Annotated in this window: 20 protein-coding genes, 1 tRNA gene and 1 pseudogene; 10 read left to right on the top strand and 12 right to left on the bottom strand. The window is 63.1% G+C overall.

The window, feature by feature from the left end:
• Positions 1 to 158: 158 nt before the first annotated feature.
• Positions 159 to 1,184, bottom strand: a complete 1,026-nt coding sequence (pstS, locus tag VMJ11_RS16855) for a phosphate ABC transporter substrate-binding protein PstS (RefSeq protein ID WP_325620523.1) — start codon at positions 1,182 to 1,184, stop codon at positions 159 to 161.
• A 375-nt stretch (positions 1,185 to 1,559) separates the two neighbouring features.
• On the opposite strand from pstS, the gene VMJ11_RS16850 reads away from it, so the two are divergent.
• The gene (locus VMJ11_RS16850; RefSeq protein ID WP_325620522.1) at positions 1,560 to 1,883 is read left to right on the top strand and encodes a hypothetical protein; all 324 of its coding nucleotides are present in this window, start codon (positions 1,560 to 1,562) and stop codon (positions 1,881 to 1,883) included.
• A 378-nt stretch (positions 1,884 to 2,261) separates the two neighbouring features.
• Here VMJ11_RS16850 and VMJ11_RS16845 read toward each other — a convergent pair whose 3' ends face one another.
• A complete protein-coding gene (locus tag VMJ11_RS16845; RefSeq protein WP_325620521.1) occupies positions 2,262 to 2,552 on the bottom strand; it encodes a hypothetical protein in 291 nt (96 codons plus the stop codon).
• A 105-nt stretch (positions 2,553 to 2,657) separates the two neighbouring features.
• Between VMJ11_RS16845 and VMJ11_RS16840 the strand changes: the two genes are divergently transcribed.
• A complete protein-coding gene (locus tag VMJ11_RS16840) occupies positions 2,658 to 2,810 on the top strand; it encodes a hypothetical protein (RefSeq protein WP_325620520.1) in 153 nt (50 codons plus the stop codon).
• Between the two features lie 81 nt (positions 2,811 to 2,891).
• Here the strand turns inward: VMJ11_RS16840 and VMJ11_RS16835 are convergent, their stop codons facing one another.
• On the bottom strand, positions 2,892 to 3,671 hold the full coding sequence (locus VMJ11_RS16835) for an alpha/beta hydrolase (protein WP_325620519.1): 780 nt from the start codon (positions 3,669 to 3,671) through the stop codon (positions 2,892 to 2,894).
• A gap of 345 nt (positions 3,672 to 4,016) precedes the next feature.
• Between VMJ11_RS16835 and VMJ11_RS16830 the strand changes: the two genes are divergently transcribed.
• Positions 4,017 to 4,370, top strand: coding sequence for a DUF4148 domain-containing protein (locus VMJ11_RS16830; protein ID WP_325620518.1), 354 nt, complete (start codon positions 4,017 to 4,019; stop codon positions 4,368 to 4,370).
• Between the two features lie 280 nt (positions 4,371 to 4,650).
• Here the strand turns inward: VMJ11_RS16830 and VMJ11_RS16825 are convergent, their stop codons facing one another.
• On the bottom strand, positions 4,651 to 6,057 hold the full coding sequence (locus VMJ11_RS16825; RefSeq protein ID WP_325620517.1) for a heavy metal sensor histidine kinase: 1,407 nt from the start codon (positions 6,055 to 6,057) through the stop codon (positions 4,651 to 4,653).
• Positions 6,054 to 6,731: a heavy metal response regulator transcription factor gene (locus tag VMJ11_RS16820; RefSeq protein WP_325620516.1), complete on the bottom strand. Its 678-nt coding sequence runs from the start codon at positions 6,729 to 6,731 to the stop codon at positions 6,054 to 6,056. The genes VMJ11_RS16825 and VMJ11_RS16820 overlap by 4 nt, the downstream gene beginning before the upstream one ends.
• 778 nt (positions 6,732 to 7,509) lie before the next feature.
• Between VMJ11_RS16820 and VMJ11_RS16815 the strand changes: the two genes are divergently transcribed.
• Positions 7,510 to 8,403 (top strand): LysR family transcriptional regulator, encoded by an 894-nt coding sequence (locus VMJ11_RS16815; RefSeq protein WP_325620515.1) that lies wholly within the window; start codon positions 7,510 to 7,512, stop codon positions 8,401 to 8,403.
• Between the two features lie 137 nt (positions 8,404 to 8,540).
• Positions 8,541 to 8,712: pseudogene (locus VMJ11_RS16810) on the top strand (IS3 family transposase); the annotation flags it as partial.
• 151 nt (positions 8,713 to 8,863) lie between these two features.
• Here the strand turns inward: VMJ11_RS16810 and VMJ11_RS16805 are convergent.
• Together VMJ11_RS16805 and VMJ11_RS16800 are read right to left on the bottom strand one after the other, a co-directional pair.
• Positions 8,864 to 8,948 (bottom strand) — tRNA-Leu (locus VMJ11_RS16805).
• Between the two features lie 474 nt (positions 8,949 to 9,422).
• On the bottom strand, positions 9,423 to 10,388 hold the full coding sequence (locus tag VMJ11_RS16800) for a LysR family transcriptional regulator (protein ID WP_325620514.1): 966 nt from the start codon (positions 10,386 to 10,388) through the stop codon (positions 9,423 to 9,425).
• Positions 10,389 to 10,487: 99 nt separating this feature from the next.
• On the opposite strand from VMJ11_RS16800, the gene VMJ11_RS16795 reads away from it, so the two are divergent.
• Positions 10,488 to 11,909, top strand: coding sequence for an aldehyde dehydrogenase family protein (locus tag VMJ11_RS16795; protein WP_325620513.1), 1,422 nt, complete (start codon positions 10,488 to 10,490; stop codon positions 11,907 to 11,909).
• 95 nt (positions 11,910 to 12,004) lie between these two features.
• Here VMJ11_RS16795 and VMJ11_RS16790 read toward each other — a convergent pair whose 3' ends face one another.
• Positions 12,005 to 13,735 (bottom strand): methyl-accepting chemotaxis protein, encoded by a 1,731-nt coding sequence (locus VMJ11_RS16790; RefSeq protein ID WP_325620512.1) that lies wholly within the window; start codon positions 13,733 to 13,735, stop codon positions 12,005 to 12,007.
• A 268-nt stretch (positions 13,736 to 14,003) separates the two neighbouring features.
• Complete coding sequence (gene bla, locus VMJ11_RS16785; protein ID WP_325620511.1) at positions 14,004 to 14,909, bottom strand: class A beta-lactamase; 906 nt, start codon at positions 14,907 to 14,909, stop codon at positions 14,004 to 14,006.
• A gap of 97 nt (positions 14,910 to 15,006) precedes the next feature.
• Here bla and VMJ11_RS16780 point away from each other — a divergent pair, with 97 nt between their 5' ends.
• Both VMJ11_RS16780 and VMJ11_RS16775 read left to right on the top strand, forming a co-directional pair.
• Positions 15,007 to 15,894 (top strand): LysR family transcriptional regulator, encoded by an 888-nt coding sequence (locus VMJ11_RS16780; RefSeq protein WP_325620510.1) that lies wholly within the window; start codon positions 15,007 to 15,009, stop codon positions 15,892 to 15,894.
• Positions 15,895 to 15,983: 89 nt separating this feature from the next.
• A complete protein-coding gene (locus tag VMJ11_RS16775) occupies positions 15,984 to 16,541 on the top strand; it encodes a glycine zipper domain-containing protein (protein ID WP_325620509.1) in 558 nt (185 codons plus the stop codon).
• A 177-nt stretch (positions 16,542 to 16,718) separates the two neighbouring features.
• Here VMJ11_RS16775 and VMJ11_RS16770 read toward each other — a convergent pair whose 3' ends face one another.
• Positions 16,719 to 17,747, bottom strand: a complete 1,029-nt coding sequence (locus tag VMJ11_RS16770; RefSeq protein ID WP_325620508.1) for an alpha/beta hydrolase — start codon at positions 17,745 to 17,747, stop codon at positions 16,719 to 16,721.
• Between the two features lie 207 nt (positions 17,748 to 17,954).
• On the opposite strand from VMJ11_RS16770, the gene VMJ11_RS16765 reads away from it, so the two are divergent.
• The gene (locus tag VMJ11_RS16765; RefSeq protein ID WP_325620507.1) at positions 17,955 to 18,461 is read left to right on the top strand and encodes a universal stress protein; all 507 of its coding nucleotides are present in this window, start codon (positions 17,955 to 17,957) and stop codon (positions 18,459 to 18,461) included.
• Positions 18,462 to 18,569: 108 nt separating this feature from the next.
• Here the strand turns inward: VMJ11_RS16765 and VMJ11_RS16760 are convergent, their stop codons facing one another.
• Entirely contained in the window at positions 18,570 to 20,654 is a 2,085-nt protein-coding gene (locus tag VMJ11_RS16760) for an NADPH-dependent 2,4-dienoyl-CoA reductase (RefSeq protein ID WP_325620506.1), read from the bottom strand.
• A 212-nt stretch (positions 20,655 to 20,866) separates the two neighbouring features.
• Between VMJ11_RS16760 and VMJ11_RS16755 the strand changes: the two genes are divergently transcribed.
• On the top strand, positions 20,867 to 21,388 hold the full coding sequence (locus VMJ11_RS16755) for a MarR family transcriptional regulator (protein WP_325620505.1): 522 nt from the start codon (positions 20,867 to 20,869) through the stop codon (positions 21,386 to 21,388).
• Positions 21,389 to 21,450: 62 nt separating this feature from the next.
• Here VMJ11_RS16755 and VMJ11_RS16750 read toward each other — a convergent pair whose 3' ends face one another.
• Positions 21,451 to 22,464, bottom strand: a complete 1,014-nt coding sequence (locus tag VMJ11_RS16750; protein WP_325620504.1) for a zinc-binding alcohol dehydrogenase family protein — start codon at positions 22,462 to 22,464, stop codon at positions 21,451 to 21,453.
• Between the last annotated feature and the right edge of the window lies 1 nt (position 22,465).

Raw genomic sequence — 22,465 nt, 5'->3', positions numbered from 1 at the left:
CCGAGGGCCGGTTCGTACCTGCGGTATCGCGGAGACTGAAGCAATCGACTGGAATTGCGGCGATGGCCCAAGCCGCGCAGTGCCAGGATCATGACTGATCGCATCGAGCGGCGCCTTCACTGGCGCGCATGGTGCAGCGCGCCGATACTCACTCGGCCTTACTCGGCTATCGGTTTGCCCGACGCGTCCTTAACTTTCGCCTTCCACTGCGATTCGATCTCGTTCACCACGGATTGCGGCAGCGAGATGTAGTCGAGGCCGTCAGCCGCAGCACCGCCGTTCTTGAACGCCCAGTCGAAAAACTTGAGCGTCTCCTTGCCCTGCGCCGGCTTGTCCTGCGCGGTGTGCAGCAGCACGAAGGTCGCGCCGACGACCGGCCATGCGTCCTTGCCCGGCTCGTTCGTGAGGATCTGGTAGAACGACTTCTTCCAGTCCGCGCCGACAGCCGCTGCCTTGAACGTTTCGGTGGCCGGTTGGACAACCGCGCCCGATTCGTTCTTCATGGCGGTGTAGACCATGTGGTTTTGCTTGGCGTACGCCCACTCGACGTAGCCGATCGCACCCGGCAGACGCTGCACGAAGGCCGCGACGCCGTCGTTGCCCTTGCCGCCCGTGCCCGTCGGCCAGGCCACGGTCGTGCCTTCGCCGACCTTGCTCTTCCATTCGGGGCTGACCTTCGAGAGATAGTTCGTCCAGATGAAAGTGGTGCCGGAACCGTCGGCGCGGCGCACCACGGCGATGTCGAGGTCAGGCAGTTTGACCTTCGGGTTCAGCGCGACGATGGCCGGATCGTTCCACTTCTTGATCTTGCCGAGGTAGATGTCGCCGAGCACCGGGCCCGACAGCGTGAGTTCACCCGGCTTGATACCCGGCACGTTAATCGCCGGCACGACGCCGCCGACCACCGTCGGGAACTGGAACAGGCCGTTTTTGGCCAGGTCTTCGTCCTTCAGCGGGGCGTCCGAGCCCGCGAAATCGACGGTCTTCGCCTGAATCTGCTTGATGCCGCCCGACGAACCGATGCCCTGGTAGTTGACCTTGCCGCCGCCCGACTTTTGATAGGCATCCGCCCATTTCGTATAGATCGGCGCTGCGAAGGTACTGCCCGCGCCGGTGATGTCGGCGGCCTGCGCCAGGGTCGTGCCGAGTACGTACAGGGTGACGACGAAAAGCTGGGATCTCATGACCGACTCCGCAATATCGTTCCAGACGCGCCGCACGATACGTCTCGGAGATGACAATTGCGTTACAGCGACTGGGATAACTTGCCTGGTTCGAGAGGAAAGCTAAATGAAAAGGTCAATGTCGGCAACGAGCCCGGAAACTGCCAACTTCCGATATGGGGTCAGCATTGGCTATTCTCGCCAGATTGCGGCCGTGAGCACACCATCATCGTCAGAATTTTTGAGTCTATCGTGGCTTGCAGCGCGGAAATAAGCCAACCGTGGCGAAAATGTCGAATCAAGAGCACTCACATTTTTGAAAACATTCGCCGCACGCGGAGATATGCGAACATGAATTCATAGACTTTCGATCTGACCCAATAAAAAGGGGGCCTCATGGTTGGCCATTCGCTCATCTGGGCAGCAGTGCCGCACAATAGTGACGGCGTCGTCTTCGAAGTTCGCATCGTCCAAGGCATTCAACGTTTCCATATATCCCGCCGCGTGCTCGAAGACGTATTCAACCTCGAGCCGGCAGTTTCGGACGCCAGACAACTCGAACACTTCTATTCGAGTCTGCATCACATCCTTGCTCAAGCGCGCATCAAGCGTTCAGTCGCCAGTTCAGATACGGTTGCCCTTCGGGCGATCGATTTCACTTCAACGAGCAAGGAGCAAGGCAGCGCAAGTCGGCATGCAGTGGATCAGCGTGCAGTCTAGTCGGCGCACGATCCGTGCGTAACCCAAAATCCTTTGAACCTTCAATGCGATCATTGGAGCATCGGAAAGCGTTGAATCGGCTCAAGCAGGCTACCATCCATCTCGCCGATGGAGCCATATTCGGCATTCGGAGCACCGCGCAGGTCTTGCGTGATCGTGCGTGATGGTGCGTGATGGTGCGTCTCGAAGTCTGCCCGCCAACTGGGGCGCTCTTGCCTGGACCGTCGGCGGGACAAGCCAAGACCATCGCATGCAACATGGCCAGTGCGTCTCACTTGTCTGAACTCGTGTTCCTGCGTTTGTGCCGCGACGCGTTGTCGAAATGTGGCTCGCCGATCAGGGCCGCCATGTTGTAACCCAACGATCGGCCCTTGATGGTCAGGCAAAGGCAACGTCTGCAAGGAACGTTGCGAAGTAGTCGTCGTCCAGCCATCCAGAAACATGCTTCGATGCCTCGATGCGCTGGATTTCCTTTTGTCCTTTATCGGTCAGGATAGCAATCTGGAGTGTCGGGAGATACTTCGTACTGGGGGGAGGTTTCTGGTCAATGGTCTGGATCAGACCTTGCGAGCGAAGCGACGTGAAGATTGCCGGCCGCTTGTGCCACGGTATTTGTCGATGCAAAGCAAGTCGAAGAGCTTCAAGTACAGCGCCATTGCTGAATTCCATGAGCGTCCTTTGGTGATCTGCCGAAACACGTCCTGCTGGCTCTGAACATACACGGTAACACATGAAGCGGTTCTTTCCGATGACGGACACAAAACAAGACATGTTATGTTTCGCGTCCGCTGGAATATGGGGCCGGTCGAGTGGTCGAAGCAGTACCGGAGCGTGGATGGTTCGATTCGACGCTGGATGGGCTGGAAGATCTGGCAAGTGTGCTGGGTGGCAAGCTGGCACGGCATACGCTCGCTCGCCAGCCTCTAAACGTGCATGGCGCGCGAGTCGAGCTTGAGTCCATCGAGCCATTGCGTGTCGGCTGCGCACGCGACGGCTTGAAGCGAACCGTCACTGTCCCTCTTGCTGAGCCGCCTGTTCGATCAGAGCGGCAACTTCCGTTGGATGCGACTCGTAAACCGAATGGCTGGCGCCCTCGACTTCCACCGTGTGGGCGTGAGCGCGCTTCGCGTACATGCGCTCGAGGTCCGGGTTGATGATCTTGTCCGCCTTCGCAACCAGGTAGAACGTAGGCTTGATCTTCCAGGCCGGATCAGGAATTTGCGACGTAAATACGCCTGCCGCCGTCGGCATTTGTTCATGTGCCTCGAATTCAGCCTGCGCGATCGGAAGGTCGGCAGCGAAATCGCGCGGATAGTCAGCGGGATTCAGGTAGAGATAGTCATCCGCCGTTTTCACTATGTCCTCATGAGGCGTCGCGTTCGGATAGCGCTTGCCATTCGAGACTTCGGTTTCGCCGACATCGAGTGCGTGAGCGGCAATGTAGACCAACGACTTCACGTGTTCATCGTTGCCCGCCTCCGTGATGATGGCTCCGCCATAGCTATGGCCAACGAGCACGCACGGGCCGTCGAGGCTATCAATGACGCGCCGGGTAGCCGTCACGTCGTCCTTGAACGACGTCAGCGGTTCTTGCACGAGCGTCACGCTGTAGCCGTCCCTGGTGAGAATGTCATACACGGGACGCCATCCCGCGCCACCCACGAAGGCGCCGTGCACGAGAACGACGTTCTTGATGGGTGCGGCCTGCGCTGTCGTAACGGCACCGGCAACCAGACAAAGCGCCGCTGCTGCATGTGCAACGGCCGAGCGGAAATAAGAGAAAGACATTGCAGCTCCTTGGAATGACGCGAAGTGAACCAGGCGATTGACAACACGGCCAGTCTAAAAAGCTGCCTCGCACGCGAGGGTTACCCAGCCATTACAAAAAAATGACGTGCCAGCGTCGGTGAGTCGATTCAAAGGGACGGAAGACTTGTTATTTTTTTGTAACGACCGGGTAACCTTGCCGTTGGAAGCGCGTGACTAGACTGCACCCAAGCAGTAACGCTTTGCCTCGCTTAAGCCATGTTTCAGGTTGCATTTTTCTGATCCTGTCTTCGCGTCTATGCACAGTCGATACTGCGGCTTGCTTTCCGGACTCATCCACTTATCGCGTATACAGGAGTACTGATCATGTCCAAGCTTCTTCTCAGCATTCTGGTTGCTGCTTCCGCCGTCACCGTTCCGGCATATAGCTTTGCGCAGTCCACCCAACCCCTGACCCGTGCCGAAGTCCGCGCGGATCTCGTGCGTGTCGAGCAGGCCGGATACAGCCCGGGCCGCGGCGACGACTTCAACTATCCGGCTGACGCCCAGGCAGCCGAGGCCAAGGTCGCAGCGGCGCAATACACGCAAAATTCAGCGCAACGCGATGTAGGTGGTGCCTCGCTGGAGGGCGAATCGTCGGCCGGTTCTCACACGCGTACGGCCGCACAACCTGACTGTGTGGGCCCGGCCAGCTTTTGCACGCTTTATTTTGGTAGCTGAAACCGCCGGGGGTGCCGTCGCGGGCTGGAGACGACGTTCAGTGATCCAGCTGCGACGGCCCGCCGATCTCGCCCGTCGCAAAGGCGAGCGATCAGCGCAATGCGTGTGACGATCGCGCCGCGCCCGGGAAACGGCACGAGCAGCTTCGCGGTTTCCCGCGAACCGGGCCTCCCGATGGCACCTACGCGACTGACCATGCCACACCTCGACGATCGCGCTTGCATCGATGCGCGCCAATTTGTTGACCGGTGCGTCTGTCCGCATGCGAACCGTGAAGCACTTACCGGCTTCGCTGCTCGTGCGGCCGCGGGAACACGAGCGTAAAGCGCGTCACGCCGTTGCTGCTCGATGCGTGCCACGTTCCTCCGTGCAGCAGCATGATGCTGCGCACGATCGAAAGCCCGAGTCCGCTAGACTCCGATGACCGATGCCGAGACGGATCCGCCCGATAGAAGCGATCGAAGATCCGTTCGAGATGTTGCGGCTCGATCGTCGGCCCGCGATTCTCGACATGGAGCCTCGTTGCCTCAGGTCCCTGCTCCGCCATGGTCGAAATCGCCGTTCCCGGTTCGGCATACCGCAACGCATTCGCGAGCAAATTCCCCAGCGCGCGGCGCAGCAGTTGCGGATCGGCGCAGACATAGCCTTCGCCGCGCCACTCGAGGCGCACGTTGTGGTCCTCCGCGAGACCCTCGAAATACTCCTGCATGCGCTCGAATTCCTCGGCGAGCGGCAAATCCTTGCGCTCGATGGCGTTGTCGGCCTGCTCGGTGCGCGCGAGAAAAAGCATGTTGTCAATCATCTTCGACAGGCGTTGCAGCTCCTCGTAATTCGAGCCGAGAAGCCGCTGATAATACGCGATATCGCGGGTCTGGCTCAATCCCACTTCGGTCTGCCCCAGCAGATTGCCGATTGGCGTGCGCAGATCATGCGCCATGTCCGCCGATACCTGCTTGAGCTGCGTGAACCCGCGCTCGAGCCGATCGAGCATGCCGTTGAATGCGGCAATCAGCGCGTCGAGCTCGGGCGGCGCGGCGCGCTGCTCGATGCGGGTCGAAAGGGTGCTGATGCCGATGACCCCCGTTCGCGCAGCGAGCACCCGCAACGGCTGCATGTTGCGGCGCGCGAGGACGAAAGCGAGCAACGCAACGAGGATCGCGCCGCTGGAGGCGAATAGCAGTATCTGATTGCGGTATGCGTGCAATAATCGCGTGCGTTCAGTCAGCAAGCGGCCGGAGATGATCTGCAGATCCTGCTTGCCGGCCAGGTCGTGCGCCGCAGCGGCGACGTAGATGAACGGCGTGCCATCCGCCGCACGCGTATGTTGAACGGCGCCGAGCGTGAGCGGAACGTCCACGGGCACAGGCCTCATGTCCGGCACCGCCCTGTGACCTGGATTCACCACAATAAGTGGCGTCTCGCCCGGAAAGCCCACGATCAGCAGTGATTCCGTATTGCCGAGCATGTTCGCGAAGAGATGGGGCTTGTCACGTATCAGCGCGCGCACGTCGACATCGTTCATTAGCGTGCGAAGCTGGTCCACTCTCGTCACCAGCGCCGCGTCGTCGCGCACCATCAGTTGCCGCTCCAGACCGCGGTACAGCAAGGTGCCGAGCAACGCCATCGCGAAAAATACGATGAGTGCGTATAACAACGCAAGCCGAGTGGTGAGCGAAAGTCGCTTCATGCTTCGTGCTCGAAACGGTATCCCACGCCGTGAACCGTATGGATCAGGCGAACCGGAAATGGGTCGTCGATCTTCTGACGCAACCGGCGCACAGCGACATCGACCACGTTGCTGTCGCTGTCGAAATTCATGTCCCATACGCGCGAAGCAATCAAGGCGCGCGACAGCACCTGACCTTGATGCTCCAGAAAGAACGCCAGCAGGTTGAATTCCTTGTTGGTGAGCGTAATGCGCACGCCGTCCCGCTCGACTCGCCGCTTCGGCACATCGACCCGCAGATCCCCTACTTCGAACACCTGTTCCTCCTGCTTTTGAGGCTGACCGCGCCGCAATATGATGCGGATGCGCGCCAGCAACTCGGCAAACGAGAAAGGTTTGACGAGATAATCGTCGGCGCCGAGGTCGAGGCCCTTCAGCCGGTCTTCGAGTGTGCCGCGCGCGCTCAGAAATAGCACCGGGGTCTTCGTGCGCGCACCGAGCTTCTTCATGACGGTCCAGCCATCCATCTCCGGCATCATGACGTCGAGCAGGATCAGGTCATAACCCATTTCCTGCGCGAGGTGCAGCCCGTCGATGCCGTTCGTGGCCACGTCCACCACATAGCCCGCTTCCGTCAAGCCGTTCTGAATGTATTCGCTGGTCTTGGCTTCGTCTTCAATGACGAGGATTTTCATAGCGTCCGATCCCTGCGCTTTTATGCGCGTGAGAGCCTCAATTGCCTTCGAATGCGATTCGTATGCCGAATGGCTCCACCGTTGCTTTCAACCAGGAGCGCAGCGCTGCGCGCGTCAATGATTTTGAGCCAGTTTTCGCCCCTATACCAGCGGGGCGTAATAGCAGTCTAAGCAGTGCGCTCGAACAGGAGCGTTACTCAATCATTACAGGGAAATGACGAACGGCAGCGGGCCCCGCCCTGATATTTTTTGTAGTAGCCCGGTCACGCTCCTGTTTTGAAGAACCAACAGCCAGCCAACGATCACCAATGGTGTATCCGGCCAGCGTGAGTACGCGCTTGCGCGGAGTGCGATTCAACATCGGCACCGCACGTTCCTCCAATGACACAGATTAGGAATCCTTTATTGAAACTACGCAAGACTTGAGCACCCGCCACTGCTCGACCAGCGAGCCCGGGCGCACAACCGAGAGTGCCTTGCCCGTACCGAAACGATTGCCCGTCCGGTAGCGGCGGTAGCCCATTCAAGAATGGCAGACATGAAAATCTCCTGGATTCGAAAGCTTCGGACATGCGTGCCGGGGTGTGGATCACTTCGGCACGCATCGGATCGGGTGGGCGCTGAGTTGATAGCCGCTAGCTTAGGAACTCGCCGTCATTCGATCCAATACTTCATGCGCCCCTCTTCGAGACGAAAACGTCTGGCAACGCCCACGGTGGAGATATGCTTGCGCTTAGGTGAGCGTGCGAAATCGCTCGGAAATCGGGAGGACACGCCAATGGAATTTCGACAACTGCGGTACTTCTTCACTGTTGCGGAACATCTTTATGTCACGGTCGCAGCGAAGCGGCTCGGCATTGCCCAGCCGCCCCTGAGCCAGCAGATCCTGAAACTCGAAAGAGAACTAGAGACGAAGCTATTCATGCGATACCCCCACCGCGTGGTGTTGACGGAGGCCGGAGTCATCTTCAGAGAGCGCGCGCAGCGAGTACTGGACGAAGCGAACGATGCCTTCGAGCACGTAAAGAAGGCCGCCCGTGGCGAAAGTGGCCACCTCTCGTTCGGATTCGCGGGATCCACTGATTTCCATCCGTCGGTCGCTTCCACGCTACGGAAGTTCCGCCAGACTTACCCGGGCGTCGTCGTGAAGACAGAGGAAAGCAACAGCACGGCGCTTCTCGATAAAGTCACCGAGGGAAAGGTGGATTGCGCCATGGTGAGGCTGCCTCTGGAGTGTCGAGCGCGACTAACAGCGTCTCTGGCGGAAGAGGAGATGGTCGCGGTATTGCCCACCGGGCATCGGTTGAGCAGACAGCGAAGTGTGGAACTTGCCCAGCTCTCTGCGGATTCGTTCGTTCTGTTCCCTCGCTCGATCGGCCCGAATCTCTACGATTCGATCATCAGCGCCTGCCGCGCGGCCGGATACTCGCCGAGAGTGGAAATGGAATCGCCCCAACTGTCGTCGACTGTGAACATGGTCGCCGCGGGATTCGGCGTGACACTGATTCCAGCATCCATTCGCCAGATACATGCAACAGGCGTCACGTACAAAAAGGTCGTAGACCAGTCCCTGAAGACAACCATAGCCTTGATCTACCGACCCCGAGAGAAGTCCGTCACGGCTCGAAACTTTGTGGACGTCCTGCGCGTGGTGGCTCGAAAAACGGCGTGACGCGATCACCGGGCATGCCAGCCCTGCACCGCTTTCACCTGGTTCGCAACCGCCTCATTCGGGCTGCGGCGCTTGCTCCCGTGGCGGCGAAGCTCGCCCGCCCCGCTGATTAGCGTGACCGGCGCACGGTGAAGCAAACCAACGACGGCCACAGCGGGAGCATTGTGCGTGACGCGATGCTCGCAGCCGTCGAGCATCGCTTTGGCAACGCCCTCGTAGCACCAGCGCAAATCGAATGGATCGGATAACGGCTCGTGCTACATCGCCGAAAAGACTCGCGCCTTCGCTGTCGACATCGGCCTGAGGCCAGGTCCGGCCCGGACAGCCAGCATCGAGGAAGACGCGGCTATTCCAGAACGGATGCCACGATTGGATTGAAGCGGGAGCGTGCAGCGACCAGCTGCAGATGTGAACGATGCCAGTTGCGATTGGCGCTTTACGGCCTGTCTGAACATCGTTTTGGTGCCGACGGCGAGACTCGAACTCGCACAGCTTTCGCCACTACCCCCTCAAGATAGCGTGTCTACCAATTTCACCACGTCGGCACTACGTGCAATCCGGGACGCAATGGACCCCGTATCGCGGACAACCCTGTCAGCCAAGGCATAGACAGCACTCTGCAGCGTGCACCAAAAGCATGTTTGGATAAGAACCCGCATGCCTTTCTGCGCTACCCTCTCGAGATAGTGCGTCTACCCATTTCGCCAGCTGGGCTTGAAGGGTCGCCATTGTATCGACTCCTCTCGCGTTTTTGAAGGCCCTGCGCAAAGAATTTTTGAAACGTAGCGCCCCCGCCTCGAACTCCAGCGTGGAGCTCATCGCCAGCGTGCCTCAGTGTGCGACGCCCAACTGATTCGACCCCGGCCGCATTCCAGTAGCGCCTGTTCGCTCCACTCGCCAGATTCGCCTGCATCGAGACGCGCTTGGCGTGCACGCGCACACGCGCGTCGCGTAACGCAGGCACACGGTCAACAGCGTGTAGCCGCCAATGCTCGCGGCATTCAGGCTCCCTGCTTCGGTCAGCGCCTTGTGGCAAGCGCGCGCCGCGGCTTCTTCGCCGGCTTTGCAGCCTGGTGACGCGCCCGCTTGCTAGCGGCACCGGCGTGTTCGCGGATTGTCTCGATCAGCGCGCGCAGTCCAGCCGGCACGTGGCGGCGCCCGGGATAGTAGAGGCAAAGTCCGTCGAGCGGCGGCGTCCAGTCCTCCAGCACGCGCACGAGCGTGCCCGCCTCCAGATCCGCACGCACGTTCCACTCGGTCAGATACGTGAGGCCCAGGCCCGCCCGCGCCGCAGCGAGCATGAGTTCGGGTTCGTCGAGCGTCAATGCGCCTTCGCCATCCACGCGCACGGCCTGCCCGCGCCGTTCGAACTCCCATTGATAGATCTGCCCGCTCGGCATACGGCTGCGTATGCACCGATGTGACTTCAGGTCAGCGGGCGTACGCGGCGGTTCGTGCCTCGCGAAATATTCTGGACTGCCAACGACGGCGAAGCGCTGCCGATCGCCGAACGACACGGCGATCATGTCCTGCGGCACGATTTCCGCGAGTCGAATGCCGGCATCGTACCCTTCGACCACGATGTCGATGAGCCGCCCTTCCGTGACGAGATCGAGCTTCATCTCGGGATAGCGCTGCAAAAAGGCGATGAGAACCGGCATGACCTGTTTCGCCGCGCCCACCGAAGTGTTGATGCGCAGCGTGCCCGAAGGTACGTCGCGAAAGCTCCCTGCCTGGTCGAGTGCGTCGCGAATCGTCGACAGTGCGGGCGCAACCGTGCCAACGAACTGCGCGCCAGCCTCGGTCAACGCGACGCTGCGCGTGGTGCGATTGAAAAGCCGCACGCCGATGCGCGCTTCGAGCGCCGCCACCGCATGGCTGAGTGCCGAAGTCGACACACTCAATTCGTCCGCCGCCGCGCGGAAGCTGCGGTGGCGCGCAACGGCCAGCACGGCTTCGAGTTCCACCAGGCCTGATGTTTTCATTGTCCGAAATCACTCAACAAGTCATCCGTCATTGTATGGCTAGTCAACGCAATGCCGTCGGTCTATCGTGAGCCATCAGCCATGTTTACTGGAGCAGCCATGCAGATCATCGACAGGATCTATATCGACGGCGCGTTCGTCACGCCGCACGGCGAGGAATACTTCGAGCTGTTCAACCCCGCCTCCGAAGCCGTGATCGGCCGGGTGCGCCTTGCCGATGAAGCGGACGCGAATGCGGCCATTGCAGCCGCGAAGCGTGCGTTCCCGGCGTTCTCGCGTACCACGAAGCAGGAGCGCATCGACATGCTCATGCGGCTGCACGAGGCCGTCGCCGCCAGCGAGGACGCGCTCTTCGAGGCGATCGTCGAGGAGTACGGCGCGCCAGTCTCGCGCGGTCGCTGGATGGCCAAGCACGCAGCCAGCGTGCTGGGCGACGCGGCGAAGGTGCTGGACGGCTACGCGTTCACGCGGCGCGCCGGTACTGCCGAGGTGACCATGCAGCCGCTTGGCGTCGCGGGCCTCATCACGCCCTGGAACAGCGACGCGGGCTTCATCTGCGGCAAGCTCGCGGCCGCCCTCGCCGCGGGCTGCACGGCCGTCATCAAGCCGAGCGAGCTGAGCGCGATGCAGACGCGCATCGTGACCGAAGCACTGCATTCGGCCGGCTTGCCGCCGGGCGTTTTCAATATCGTCACGGGCCGCGGCGACACTGTAGGCGCACGCATCGCCGCGCATCCCGACGTCGCCAAGCTTTCGTTCACGGGCTCGACCGCAGTTGGCAAGACGATTCTGCGCACGGCGGCCGAAACGCTCAAGCGCGTGACGCTCGAACTCGGCGGCAAGTCGCCCGTCATCGTGCTCGACGACGCGAATTTCGACGAAGCCGCAGCGCTTGCGCTGCAGGCGGGCTTCATGAACAGTGGGCAGGCATGCATTGCGGGCACGCGCATTCTGGTGCCGCAATCGCGGCTCGCGGCCTTCGAAGCGAGCGTCGTGGCCGCCATTGCGGACATTCGGGCAGGTGACCCACGCGATGCGCGCACGAGCATTGGGCCGATGGTGAGCCAGAAGCAGTGGGACCGTGTGCAGCGTTACATCCGCATCGGCACCGACGAAGGCGCACGCCTGATTGCGGGTGGCGCGGGGCGCCCCGAGGGCGTCGACTCGGGCTGGTTCGTGCGTCCCACCGTCTTTAGCGGCGTAACGAACGACATGACCATCGCGCGCGAGGAAATCTTCGGGCCGGTGCTTTCGATCATCGCGTATCGCGATACCGAACACGCCATCGAAATCGCCAACGACACGAATTACGGGCTGCAGGCCTATGTGCTCTCGCGTGATCTCGGGCGCGCGCGCCGCGTGGCCGCGCAGATCGAAGCAGGCCGCGTGCTGGTCAACACGCTCGCACACGAGCCCGCTGCGCCGTTCGGCGGCTTCAAGCAGTCGGGTATCGGGCGCGAGTATGGCGTCTACGGCCTCGAAGCATTTCTCGAGCCAAAGTCGACGCTGGGCGTGTTGTAAAGCGTCTGCGTGCGAGCGACGCATCAATACAAACGCCCCGGCTGCCGGGGCGTTGAATGCACCTACGCGTGTGCCATCAGTACATCAACAGCACATCAAAAGGTCTGCCAGTCGTCATCGGAAGTTGCCACGGCCGGCTCGCGGCGCTCGGTCTTTTGCGCGGGCACCGTGCTCGCTCGCGCGACAGCCGGCGCTCGCTTCGACGTTGCGGTGCGCTTGATCGTTGCGCCCGCAACTTTCTGTACCACAACCCCGGTTGCAGGCCGCCCTGCCGCGCCGATATTGAACACCGAAACGAGCTCGCGCAACGCTGCTGCCTGCGTGGACATCGACTGCGCAGCCGCCGATGCCTCTTCCACGAGCGCGGCGTTCTGCTGCGTGACCTCGTCCATCTGCGTCACGGCCTGATTGACCTGCTCGATGCCGGTGCGCTGCTCGCCCGAGGCCGCCGAAATTTCGTTCATCAGATCGGCCACGCGCTTGACCGACTGCACGATCTCGCCCATCGTGCGGCCCGCGTCGTCCACGAGCGCCGTGCCGTTGTTCACGCGCTCGACCGATACGCTGATGAGCTCCTTGATCTCGCGCGCCGCCGTCGCACTGCGCTGCGCGAGCGTGCGCACTTCGCCGGCCACGACCGCGAAGCCGCGTCCCTGCTCGCCCGCGCGCGCCGCTTCCACCGCCGCGTTGAGCGCAAGAATGTTCGTCTGGAACGCAATGCCCTCGATCACCGAGATGATCTGCGCCACCTGCTCGGAGCTGCTGGCGATTTCGCGCATCGTATCGACCACGCGGCCCACCACCTCGCCACCGCGCGTCGCCGTTTGAGAGGCCTGGCCCGCCAGCGTGTTGCCTTGCGTGGCGTTGTCGGCGTTCTGCTTGACGGTCGCCGTGAGCTCTTCCATGCTCGCGGCCGTTTCTTCGAGCGAAGCGGCTTGCTCTTCGGTGCGCTGGCTCAGATCGGTATTGCCGGCCGCGATCTGCGCGGACGCCGTGGCGATGCCTTCGCTGCCCGTGCGCACGCGGCCCACGAGATCGACGAGACGCTCGTTCATGTGGCGCAGCGCGCCGAGCAACTGGCTCGCTTCGTCGCTGCCGTGCACGTCGATGCGCGCGGTCAGATCGCCGCGGGCAACCGTCTCGGCCACTTCCACCGCACGCGCGATCGGCACGGTGATCGAACGCGTGATGAACAGCGCAATCGCCGCACCGAATACCATGGCAATCACGATGAGGCCGACCGTCCACGCGAGCGCGCTTTCATACGCCGCCTTCGCCGCCGCGACTTCCGCAGTCGAGCCGTTGTGATTGAGGGTCACGTCTTGATTGATGAGATCCATCACGGCTTGAAACGTTTGCGCCGAGGCGTTCGAAAGCGACGCGCGCGCATCGGCTGAACCACCATCTGCCGAACTGGCGAGCGCGTCGATCTTCTTGTCGTCGTCCAGATAATGCGACCACGCTGTGCCGATCGAATCGAACAGACGGCGCTCTTCCGCCGAGGAAACGAGCTTCGAATAAGCGTCGAGCGTCGTGCCGAACTGGCCGATCATCTGCGCGTGCCGGTCGTGCAGCGAGGCCTTCTCGCTCGCGTCGGCGGCGAGCAGCATGCGCAGTGAAGTGCGCCGCACGTCTTGAGCGATGTTGCGCATGTTGCCGAGCGTCTCGATGCTCGGCAGCCAGTTGTCACCAATCTCGCGCGTGCCGTCGAAGATGCGGGAGGATTGAACGAGCCCGATACCGCCGACTGCGGCGAGCAGGAGCAGCACAATGGCAAAGCCCGCGCCGAGGCGCGGGCCAATCTTGATTCGGGTAAGGAATGACATGAGTACGCCGTAGTGAGAGGTCGACTGTATGTCGACCACGGCGCGGAAAAATTGAGTCACTGTTGCAAATATGACAACACGTAAGCAAGACGCGTCATCCAGGTGCAGAGCGAGCCGGCGTGCACTTTTCAAGCCGTCTGCCCGCCATGCATCGTGCGTCTCGATCACGCGCACGAACGATCGATCCGGCAATTACTCAGCATGCCTTTTCATATGAAGATTCCACCGCGCGCTCATGCCAGCGTTTTCGAAACGCGCCCGCCTCCCCTCAAATCTGCGCAGCCAATGCCCCGACTTTCGCGATCGCCGCGTCGCGCTGCGCCGGGCTTGCGTGCGTCGCGCCCGTGAGATACGTCGCCACCAGGATCGGCGCGCGCCCGGTGGGCCAGATGATGGCGATATCGTTCGCCGTGCCCCGGTCGCCCGTGCCCGTCTTGTCGCCCACGCGCCAGTCCTTCGGCAAGCCCGCGCGCAAGCGCGCGTCGCCCGTCTGGTTGGCGACGAGCCACGCAATGAGCTGCTCGCGCGAAGCCGCCGCAAGTTGCTTGCCGAGCAACAGATCGCGCATGTCGGCGAGCATCGCGGCAGGCGTGGTCGTATCGCGCGGGTCTCCTTCTACCGCTTCGTTGAGCGTCGGCTCGTTGCGATCGAGCCGCGTCACTGTGTCGCCCAGGCTGCGTGCGAAGGTCGTGACCGCCGCAGGCCCACCGATGCTCTCGAGCAGCAGATTGGCCGCCGTGTTGTCGCTGTGCGTGAGCGCGGCTTCGCACAGCCCGGCCACCGTCATGCCGTCGCGGCCCGCGTGCGGACCGCTCACCGGCGACCAGGCGACGACCTGTGCGGGCGAATACACGATCCTGCGCGCGAGATCCTCGTCGCCCCGGTCCTTGCGCGCCAACACCGCCGAGGCCAGCAGGAACTTGAACGTGCTGCACATCGGAAAACGTTCGTGCATGCGCCAGCCTCGAGCCTGGCCGCCAGCCGTGTCGAGTATCGCCACGCCGAGCCGCCCGCCCACCTGCGCCTCGATTGCCGCAAGCTGCTTTTCGAGTGCGCCGGCCGGCGCCGCGTCCCGTTGCGGCGACGCCACCGCCCCCGCAGCAAACGCCCGAGCTGCAACGCCAGCTATTGCGCCGCCCAACATCGTCATCGTGAATCTACGTCGCGTGATCATGACCTCTCCCTGAAGAGCCGCCACTATGGCTTGTTCGCAACGCCGTGGCAAACGATGATAAATTGCGCCACTCCCCAGAAAATCTTATGGCTCCATCATGCGACCGTATCTGCCCCTCAATGCGTTGCGCGCCTTCGAATCGGCAGCGCGGCATCTGAGCTTCACGCGCGCTGCCGTGGAGCTCAACGTCACGCAGGCGGCCGTGAGCCAGCAGGTGAGGATGCTCGAAGAGCGCCTCGGCGCGACGTTGTTCAAGCGCCTGCCGCGCGGCCTCGCGATCACCGACGAAGGCCTCGCGCTACGCCCCGTGCTCAGCGACGCATTCGACCGCATCGAGGCTGTGCTGCGGCAGTTCGAAGGCGGTCACTTTCACGAGGTGCTGACCGTGGGTGCCGTGGGAACCTTCGCGGTGGGCTGGCTGATGCCGCGCCTGAAGTCGTTCCACGAAGCCCATCCGTTCGTCGAGCTGCGCATCATGACGAACAACAATCTGGTCGATCTCGCCGCGGAAGGCCTCGACTTCGCCATACGGTTCGGCGACGGCACCTGGCCGGGCTCGCGCGCCGCGAAGCTGTTCGATGCGCCCCTCTGCGCGCTCTGCACGCCCGAAATCGCGCAGCGCGTGCGCACGCCCGCCGATCTCGCCAACGAAAAGCTGCTGCGCTCGTATCGCGCCGACGACTGGGCGCTCTGGTTCGAAGCCGCCGGACTTGCGCCACGCCCCGTGCGCGGGCCCGTGTTCGACTCGTCGCGGCTGATGGTGGAGGCCGCGATACAAGGCGCCGGCATCGCGCTCGCGCCCGCTTCGATGTTCGAACGCGACCTCGCCGCGGGCCGGCTCGTGCAGCCGTTCGAGATCGAGGTGCAGGCGGGCAGCTACTGGCTCACATCGCAAAAGGGAAAAGCCGCGACGCCGGCCATGCGCGCGTTCGACCAGTGGATCGTGAAGGAAGCGCAGGCCGGCGCGCCCGATCCGCTGCCTTGACGAAACCGCCGCCACGCCCGGCGACCTAATTCAGCGCTAATCCTTCCCCCTTACGATGGCAGGCATTGAATCGTCAACGGGGAAGAATCATGAAACGCTCACGTATTGCACGCCTCGCGCTGCCGCTCGGCGTCGTCGCCGTGGCGCTGGCCGGCTGCGCCGCCATCCCGCCCACCGGCCCATCCGTCGTCGCGCTGCCGCCCAGCGGCAAGCCGCTGAGCGAGTTCCAGCAGGAGGACTACGCCTGTCGCGACTACGCGTTCCGCGCGGACAACGCTGGCCAGGCCTCGCAAGGCGCCCTGCAATCGGGTGCCGGCAGTACCGCCATCGGCACCGTGGGCGGCGCGGCCGCGGGGGCGCTGCTCGGCGCAGCGGCGGGCAATGCCGGCGTGGGCGCCGCGATCGGCGCGGGCGCGGGGCTGCTGCTCGGTAGCGCTGTCGGCGCGAATAACGCGCAGGCGTCGTCGGCCGGTCTGCAGGCGCGGTACGACGCCGCATACTCGCAATGCATGGCGTCGAAAGGCAACCACATCGCGCCGCCCACCGTCTATGCCACGACGCCTGTCTATGCCGCGCCGCCCGTGGTTTATGCGCCGCCGCCCGTCTGGGGCTATCCGGCGCGCTTCGGCAGTTATTGGACCTGGTGATCACTGGCAGCGGCAACCGGCGCCATCGCCGTTGCCGCTGCCGGGAGAACCCGCCATTGCGCGTCGTGAAGCGATTGCGCAATGGCGACGCAAATCGCCCCTTCGCTTTTCCCTCGTTTCCCCAACTCCCACGCGAAACACGCGCGGTATCCACATCGGACACCGCGCTTTCCACTTTCACCTTGCGATGAAGGTATCGATGCGCCCAGCCAGTTGATACGGATACTGGTACATCATCGCGTGGCCGCCGTTGTTCACTTCCACCAGCGTGGCATAGGGCAGCGCATGGCTCAGCAGCACCGCATTGCGCGGCCACAGCACCTGGTCGTTCGTGCCGGCGAGCACGAGCGTCGGAACCGTCACGCGATCGAGTTGCCTGAGCGCCCGGCTGTCCTGCTTCCAGCGCTGCATCAGCGTCTCCTGCGCGCGCGTCACGTTGGCGGGAACGGCCGGTTCGGCGTAGCCCGCCGGCGTGAACATGTCGTCGAGAAAGCACGATTGCGCGCTCTCTACCGCAGAAGGCGGGAACAGCGCCGCCATCACGCGCTCGAAATGCCCGTCGCCGCTTCCCGACAAGACTTCGTTGACACTGGCCGTCGGCAGCGCGGCGCGCGGACCGGGCGGCACCGACGAAAGCAGCACGAGCTTCGAAACCAGATCGGGCTCATCGATCGCAAGCTGCTGGGCAACGATTCCGCCCATCGACCAACCCAGCACCGTGACGTGCTTCAGATTCAGGCCGCGAATCAGGGCGGCGGTATCGCCCGCGAGATCGCGCGCGGTGTAGCTCGCGTTGTGCGCCTGAGACTGCCCGATGCCGCGATTGTCGAAGACGATCACCTCGTGATGCTTCGCCAGCGCCGCAAGAAAGTAGGCATTCCATTCAGCCACGGTCGCCCGGTAGCCGGTGATGAGCACGATCGGGCTGCCATGACCGAAGCGGAAATAGCCGATCGATCCATTCGGCGTACTGAGCACTTCTTCCTTCAACGCACCGTCACGATCGGGCCGGGGCGCAACGCTCGAACATTGCATGTCTTCGTGCCACGCAACCGGCTTCGCTTCCGTAACAGAACACGCCTGCGCGATGAGCAAACCCGCGCAAACCAGCAAGCGCGCGGAACGGCGCAAACGGTGACGCATACCGCGCGCGGGCCGGCCGCCCGTTACCGCCGCCTTCTCGTGCTTGCGATGAATAGGCATCATGGTTGAGTCCCCCAGGTCGATGCATTCGATGCCTGCGAGCGTAGCGCGCCGAATGTTAGCGCGAGATGAGCACAGGCCGCGCCGTCGCTTCACCGTGCCGGGCTAATTTTCCACTCATTCTGCCGGGTGAAGATACGTCCATGGATCACGCACAGCGCGAACACACGCTGTCGTGCCTCACCGTTCGACTTCGCAGAGACACCCGAAATGATCACGAAGATTCTCGTCGCGGTAAGCGAAACCTCAGCCGACACCGTTCTCGAATCGGCCATCGAGGTCGCCCGAACTTACGGTGCGCGTGTGATAGCGCTGCACGTGGTCGATCCCACGCCGTGCTTCACAGCGGCGGCCGATTTCGACTGCGCGCTCATACTCGACATCCTCGAAGCCAACGGACGCGATACGGTCCGGCGCATTGCGGACGTACTGGACGCCGCCGCCTGCCCCGCTGAAACGCGCATGCTCACACTGCCGGTGGCGAGCATGAACGTGGGCCGCGCAATTGCTTCGCTGGCCGATGAAGCCGGCGCCGACCTGATCGTCGTCGGCGCGCGCAAGCCGCGCTGGCCGTGGTGGCTGGCCGAGGACGTCGCCGCGGACGTGCGGCGCGGCACCGACACGCCGATCCAGGTCGTGCCGCGCGAGCCCGCGACTGCGCGAATGTGCGAGCGTGGTGGCGTGCCTGCCGCGCGCAAGCTCTCGCGCGCGGCGTAGTTCGTGCCCACGCAGGAAACGAACGCGAAACGCAAGGAGATCGAGTCGGCACTGATGCTCATGCTGAAAAAGTCGAGCGAGAAGATACGGCGTGCGTGAGCACGGCGCTCACAGCGCAACGCGTGCGAGAACGAACTCGCCGAGCAAGCGGACGCCTATCGCAACATCTATAGCATCGTCGCGAGGCGCGCCGCCTGATCGATCGCGCGCGCGCAGCGCGTCGAGTTCGGCGGCGAAATCCGCGCCGCCTATCACCTTCGGCTTCGCGCCGCGTGCAAGCAGTTCGTCGTAGAGCGTGCGGTTCGAATGCTGGCCCGCGCACAGCACGACATGATCGACGGCGAGCAAGTGCGGCTTGCCGTCGACGCTGTAGTGCAGGCCTTCGTCGTCGATCGCGTCGTAGGTCGCGCCCGGGATCATCATCGCGCCCGCTTTGCGCAGCTTCGCTTTCAGGATCCACCCTGTCGATTTACCGAGGCCTTTGCCCAGCGGTTCCGTCTTGCGCTGGAACATGTGGACACTGCGGCGCGGCGCGCCATGGCCTTCCATGCGCGTGATGCCGCCGTCGCGCGCGTTGGCCGGATCGACGCCCCATGCACGGAAAAACACGCCACGGTCCAGCGATTCCCGCGCGTCGCCCAGCAGATACTCGGCCACGTCGAAGCCGATGCCGCCCGCGCCGATGATGGCCGCCCGCTCGCCCACCTCGACCTTGCCAGCCAGCACGTCGATATACGACACCACCTTGGGATGATCGATGCCGGCGATATCGGGCACGCGCGGGGTGACGCCCGTGGCGATGACAATCTCGTCGAATGCAACGCCCGCGAGTTCATCGGCGCTCGCGGCCTGCCCGAGACGCAACGTTACGCCCAGACGCTTCAGCCGCACCTCGAAATAGCGCAGCATCTCGTGGAATTCGGCCTTGCCCGGCACGACCTTCGCGAGATTGAGCTGGCCGCCCAGTTGCGCTTCAGCTTCGAACAGCGTGAGCGCGTGCCCGCGCTCGGCGGCATGAATCGCGAACGCCATGCCGGCCGGCCCGCCGCCCACCACGGCAATGCGCTTCGCGTGACGGGCCTTGCCCGTCGCGAACTCGATCTCGCGGCCGGCGCGCGGATTGACGAGGCAAGTCGCCGTGCGTTCCGTGAAGATGCGATCGAGGCACGCCTGATTGCAGCCGATGCAGGTGTTGATCTCGTCGGCAATGCCGAGCCGCGTCTTCTGCGCGAAGTCGGGATCGGCGAGCAGCGGACGCGCCATCGAAACGAGATCGGCCACGCCCGAGGCGATCAATGCCTCCGCCACGTCAGGCATGTTGATGCGGTTCGACGCCATCACCGGGATCGACACCGCCTCCTTCACGTTGCGGATCGCGTCGCGCCAGGCCGCGCGCGGCACGCAAGCCGCGATCGTCGGCACCGCCGATTCGTGCCAGCCCACGCCCGTGTTGATGAGGTCCGCCCCGGCCGCTTCGATCTCTTTCGCGAACGCCGCGATCTCGGCGCCGCTCATGCCGCCCTCCACGAGGTCGATCGACGAGATGCGATAGATCAGCATCGGCTCGCGCCCCATGCGCGCGCGCACTTCACGCACGATGTCGAGCGGGAACCGGATGCGGCCTTCGAAGCTACCGCCGTACTCATCGTCGCGCTGGTTGGTCGAGGCGGCCGTGAACTCGTTGATGAGATAGCCCTCGGAGCCCATGATCTCGACGCCGTCGTAACCGGCGAGAACCGCCAGCGCCGCCGTATTGGCGAAATCGGCGACGCACGCGCGCACTTCTTGCGTGCTCAGCGCGCGCGGGGCATACGCGTTGATTCTCGCCTTGGCGGCCGTTGGCGCCACGCACTCGGGCACCTTCGCATAGCGGCCCGCGTGCAGGATCTGCAGCACGATTTTTCCACCGGCTTCGTGTACGGCGCGCGTGACGACGCGATGCTCGTCGAGCTGCTCCGCGCGATTGAAGAGGGGGCCGCCCGCCTCCATCACGCCTTCGGGATTCGGCGCAAACCCGCCGCTCAGGATCAGGCCGATTTCCCCGGCCGCCCGCGCCGCATAGAACGCGGCGAGACGCTCATGCGGACGGTCGAGCGTTTCGAGCCGCGTGTGCATGGCGCCCATCACCATGCGGTTGGGCAGCACCGTCGAGCCGACGGTAAGCGGGGTCAAAAGCCTGTGGAAGGTCGCCATGGGGATGTCCCTCGATGTTCTTTCGATGTTCTCGCGCGTCGTTTCCACACTCTAGGTGAGCGCCGAATTTGCGTCAATATCTTGACATATATTGGGGGTAGGAGAAGGCGTACTGCCCATATCGACGCACCATTGACTTCCGGCCAATATTTTCGTATCAGGTATTTGTCTCATTGCCCGCCGCACGAGCGCGGCGACCGAAGCAGGCGCCCATGACCCAGAACGACCCTACGTACGATCAATCCGTCTCGTCCATCCACAACCGGCTGTTCTTCCGGCTGTTCCAGGCGGGCAACACGCTCGACAGACAGACGACGCGAGCGCTCGGCATCACGACCGTGCAGTGGTCGGTGCTTGGCGCGCTTTCGCGTCCGCAGGTCGCGCAGGGCATGTCGTTTTCCGAACTCGCGGACTATCTCGTGGTGAGCCGGCAGAGTCTCGATGGCGTGCTCAAGCGCCTCGAGCGCGACGAGCACGTGCTGCGCGTGACCGATACCGTCGACAGGCGCGCGAAAAAAGTCGTCCTCACCGAGAAGGGCAAGGTGTTCTGGGACAGCCTCCAGCCGAAGATCTACGAGTTCTACCGCCAGGCGCTCGCGAGTTTTCGCTTCGACGACAAGGTTTCGCTCGTTCACTTCCTGAATCAGCTCAACAAGGGCATGAACGATATCGATCTCGGCGCGCCGCCGGCCAATGGCGATCTGGACGACCCCACGCAGCGCACCGAGGTGTGATCGCGCGCTCGCCCAGTTGCCCTCGCAACTCTTGCGGCAGGCGCGCGAGCCGCCGCGTTAGCTTAGAAGCCTTCGAGCACGATCTTGCCGCGCGAACGGTTGGTTTCCAGGAGTTCGTGGGCGCGGCGCAGATTCGTCGCGTTGATGGTCCCGAAGCGCTCGTTGAGCGTCGTGCGCAACACGCCTTCGTCGATGAGCGAAGCCACGCGATCGAGCAGGCGATGCTGGCGAATCTGGTCCTTCGTCGAGAACATCGAGCGCGTGTACATGAACTCCCAGTGCAGCGCCACGCTCTTCGTCTTGAGCTTGCGGAAGTCGAACAGCTCCGGGTCATCGATCAGCGCAATGTGGCCTTGCGGATTGATCGACGCGACGATCTCGTCGAAATGGCGATCGGTCTGGTTGAGGCTCGCGACATAATCGACGCCATCCATGCCGATGCGTTTCAACTCCTGCGATATCGGCTTCGTATGATCGATTACGTGGTGCGCGCCCAGTTCGCCAACCCACTGCGAAGTCTCGGGCCGCGACGCGGTGCCGATCACGGTCAGGCCCGTGAGCTTGCGCGCCAGTTGCACGAGAATCGAGCCCACGCCGCCAGCCGCGCCGATCACGAGCAGCGAGTCGCCCGAAGGCGCCGCGCCCTCCGGTACGTTGAGGCGGTCGAACAGCAGTTCCCACGCCGTGATGGTGGTGAGCGGCAAAGCGGCCGCCTCGGCGAAGCTCAGCGTCTGCGGCATGTGGCCCACAATGCGCTCGTCCACCACGTGCAGTTCGCTGTTGGTGCCCGGGCGCAGCAGCGAGCCCGCATACCAGACGCGCTCGCCAGGCTTGAACAGCGTCACGTCCTTGCCGACGGCCCGCACGACGCCGCTCGCATCCCAGCCGATCACCTTCGGCTGCCCCTCTTCGGGCGCCATCCTCGCGCGCACCTTCACGTCGACCGGATTGACCGATACCGCGTGCACTTCGACGAGCAGATCGCGTGGGCCCGGCTGCGGGTCGGGCAGTTCGAGATCGATCAGCGATTCGGGGTCGTTGATCGGAAGATTACGGTAGTAGCCAATCGCTTTCATC

The sequence above is a fragment of the Paraburkholderia sp. genome (assembly GCF_035501035.1).
Classification (GTDB): Bacteria; Pseudomonadota; Gammaproteobacteria; order Burkholderiales; family Burkholderiaceae; genus Paraburkholderia.
This window is presented reverse-complemented; position numbering and strand designations above follow the sequence as displayed.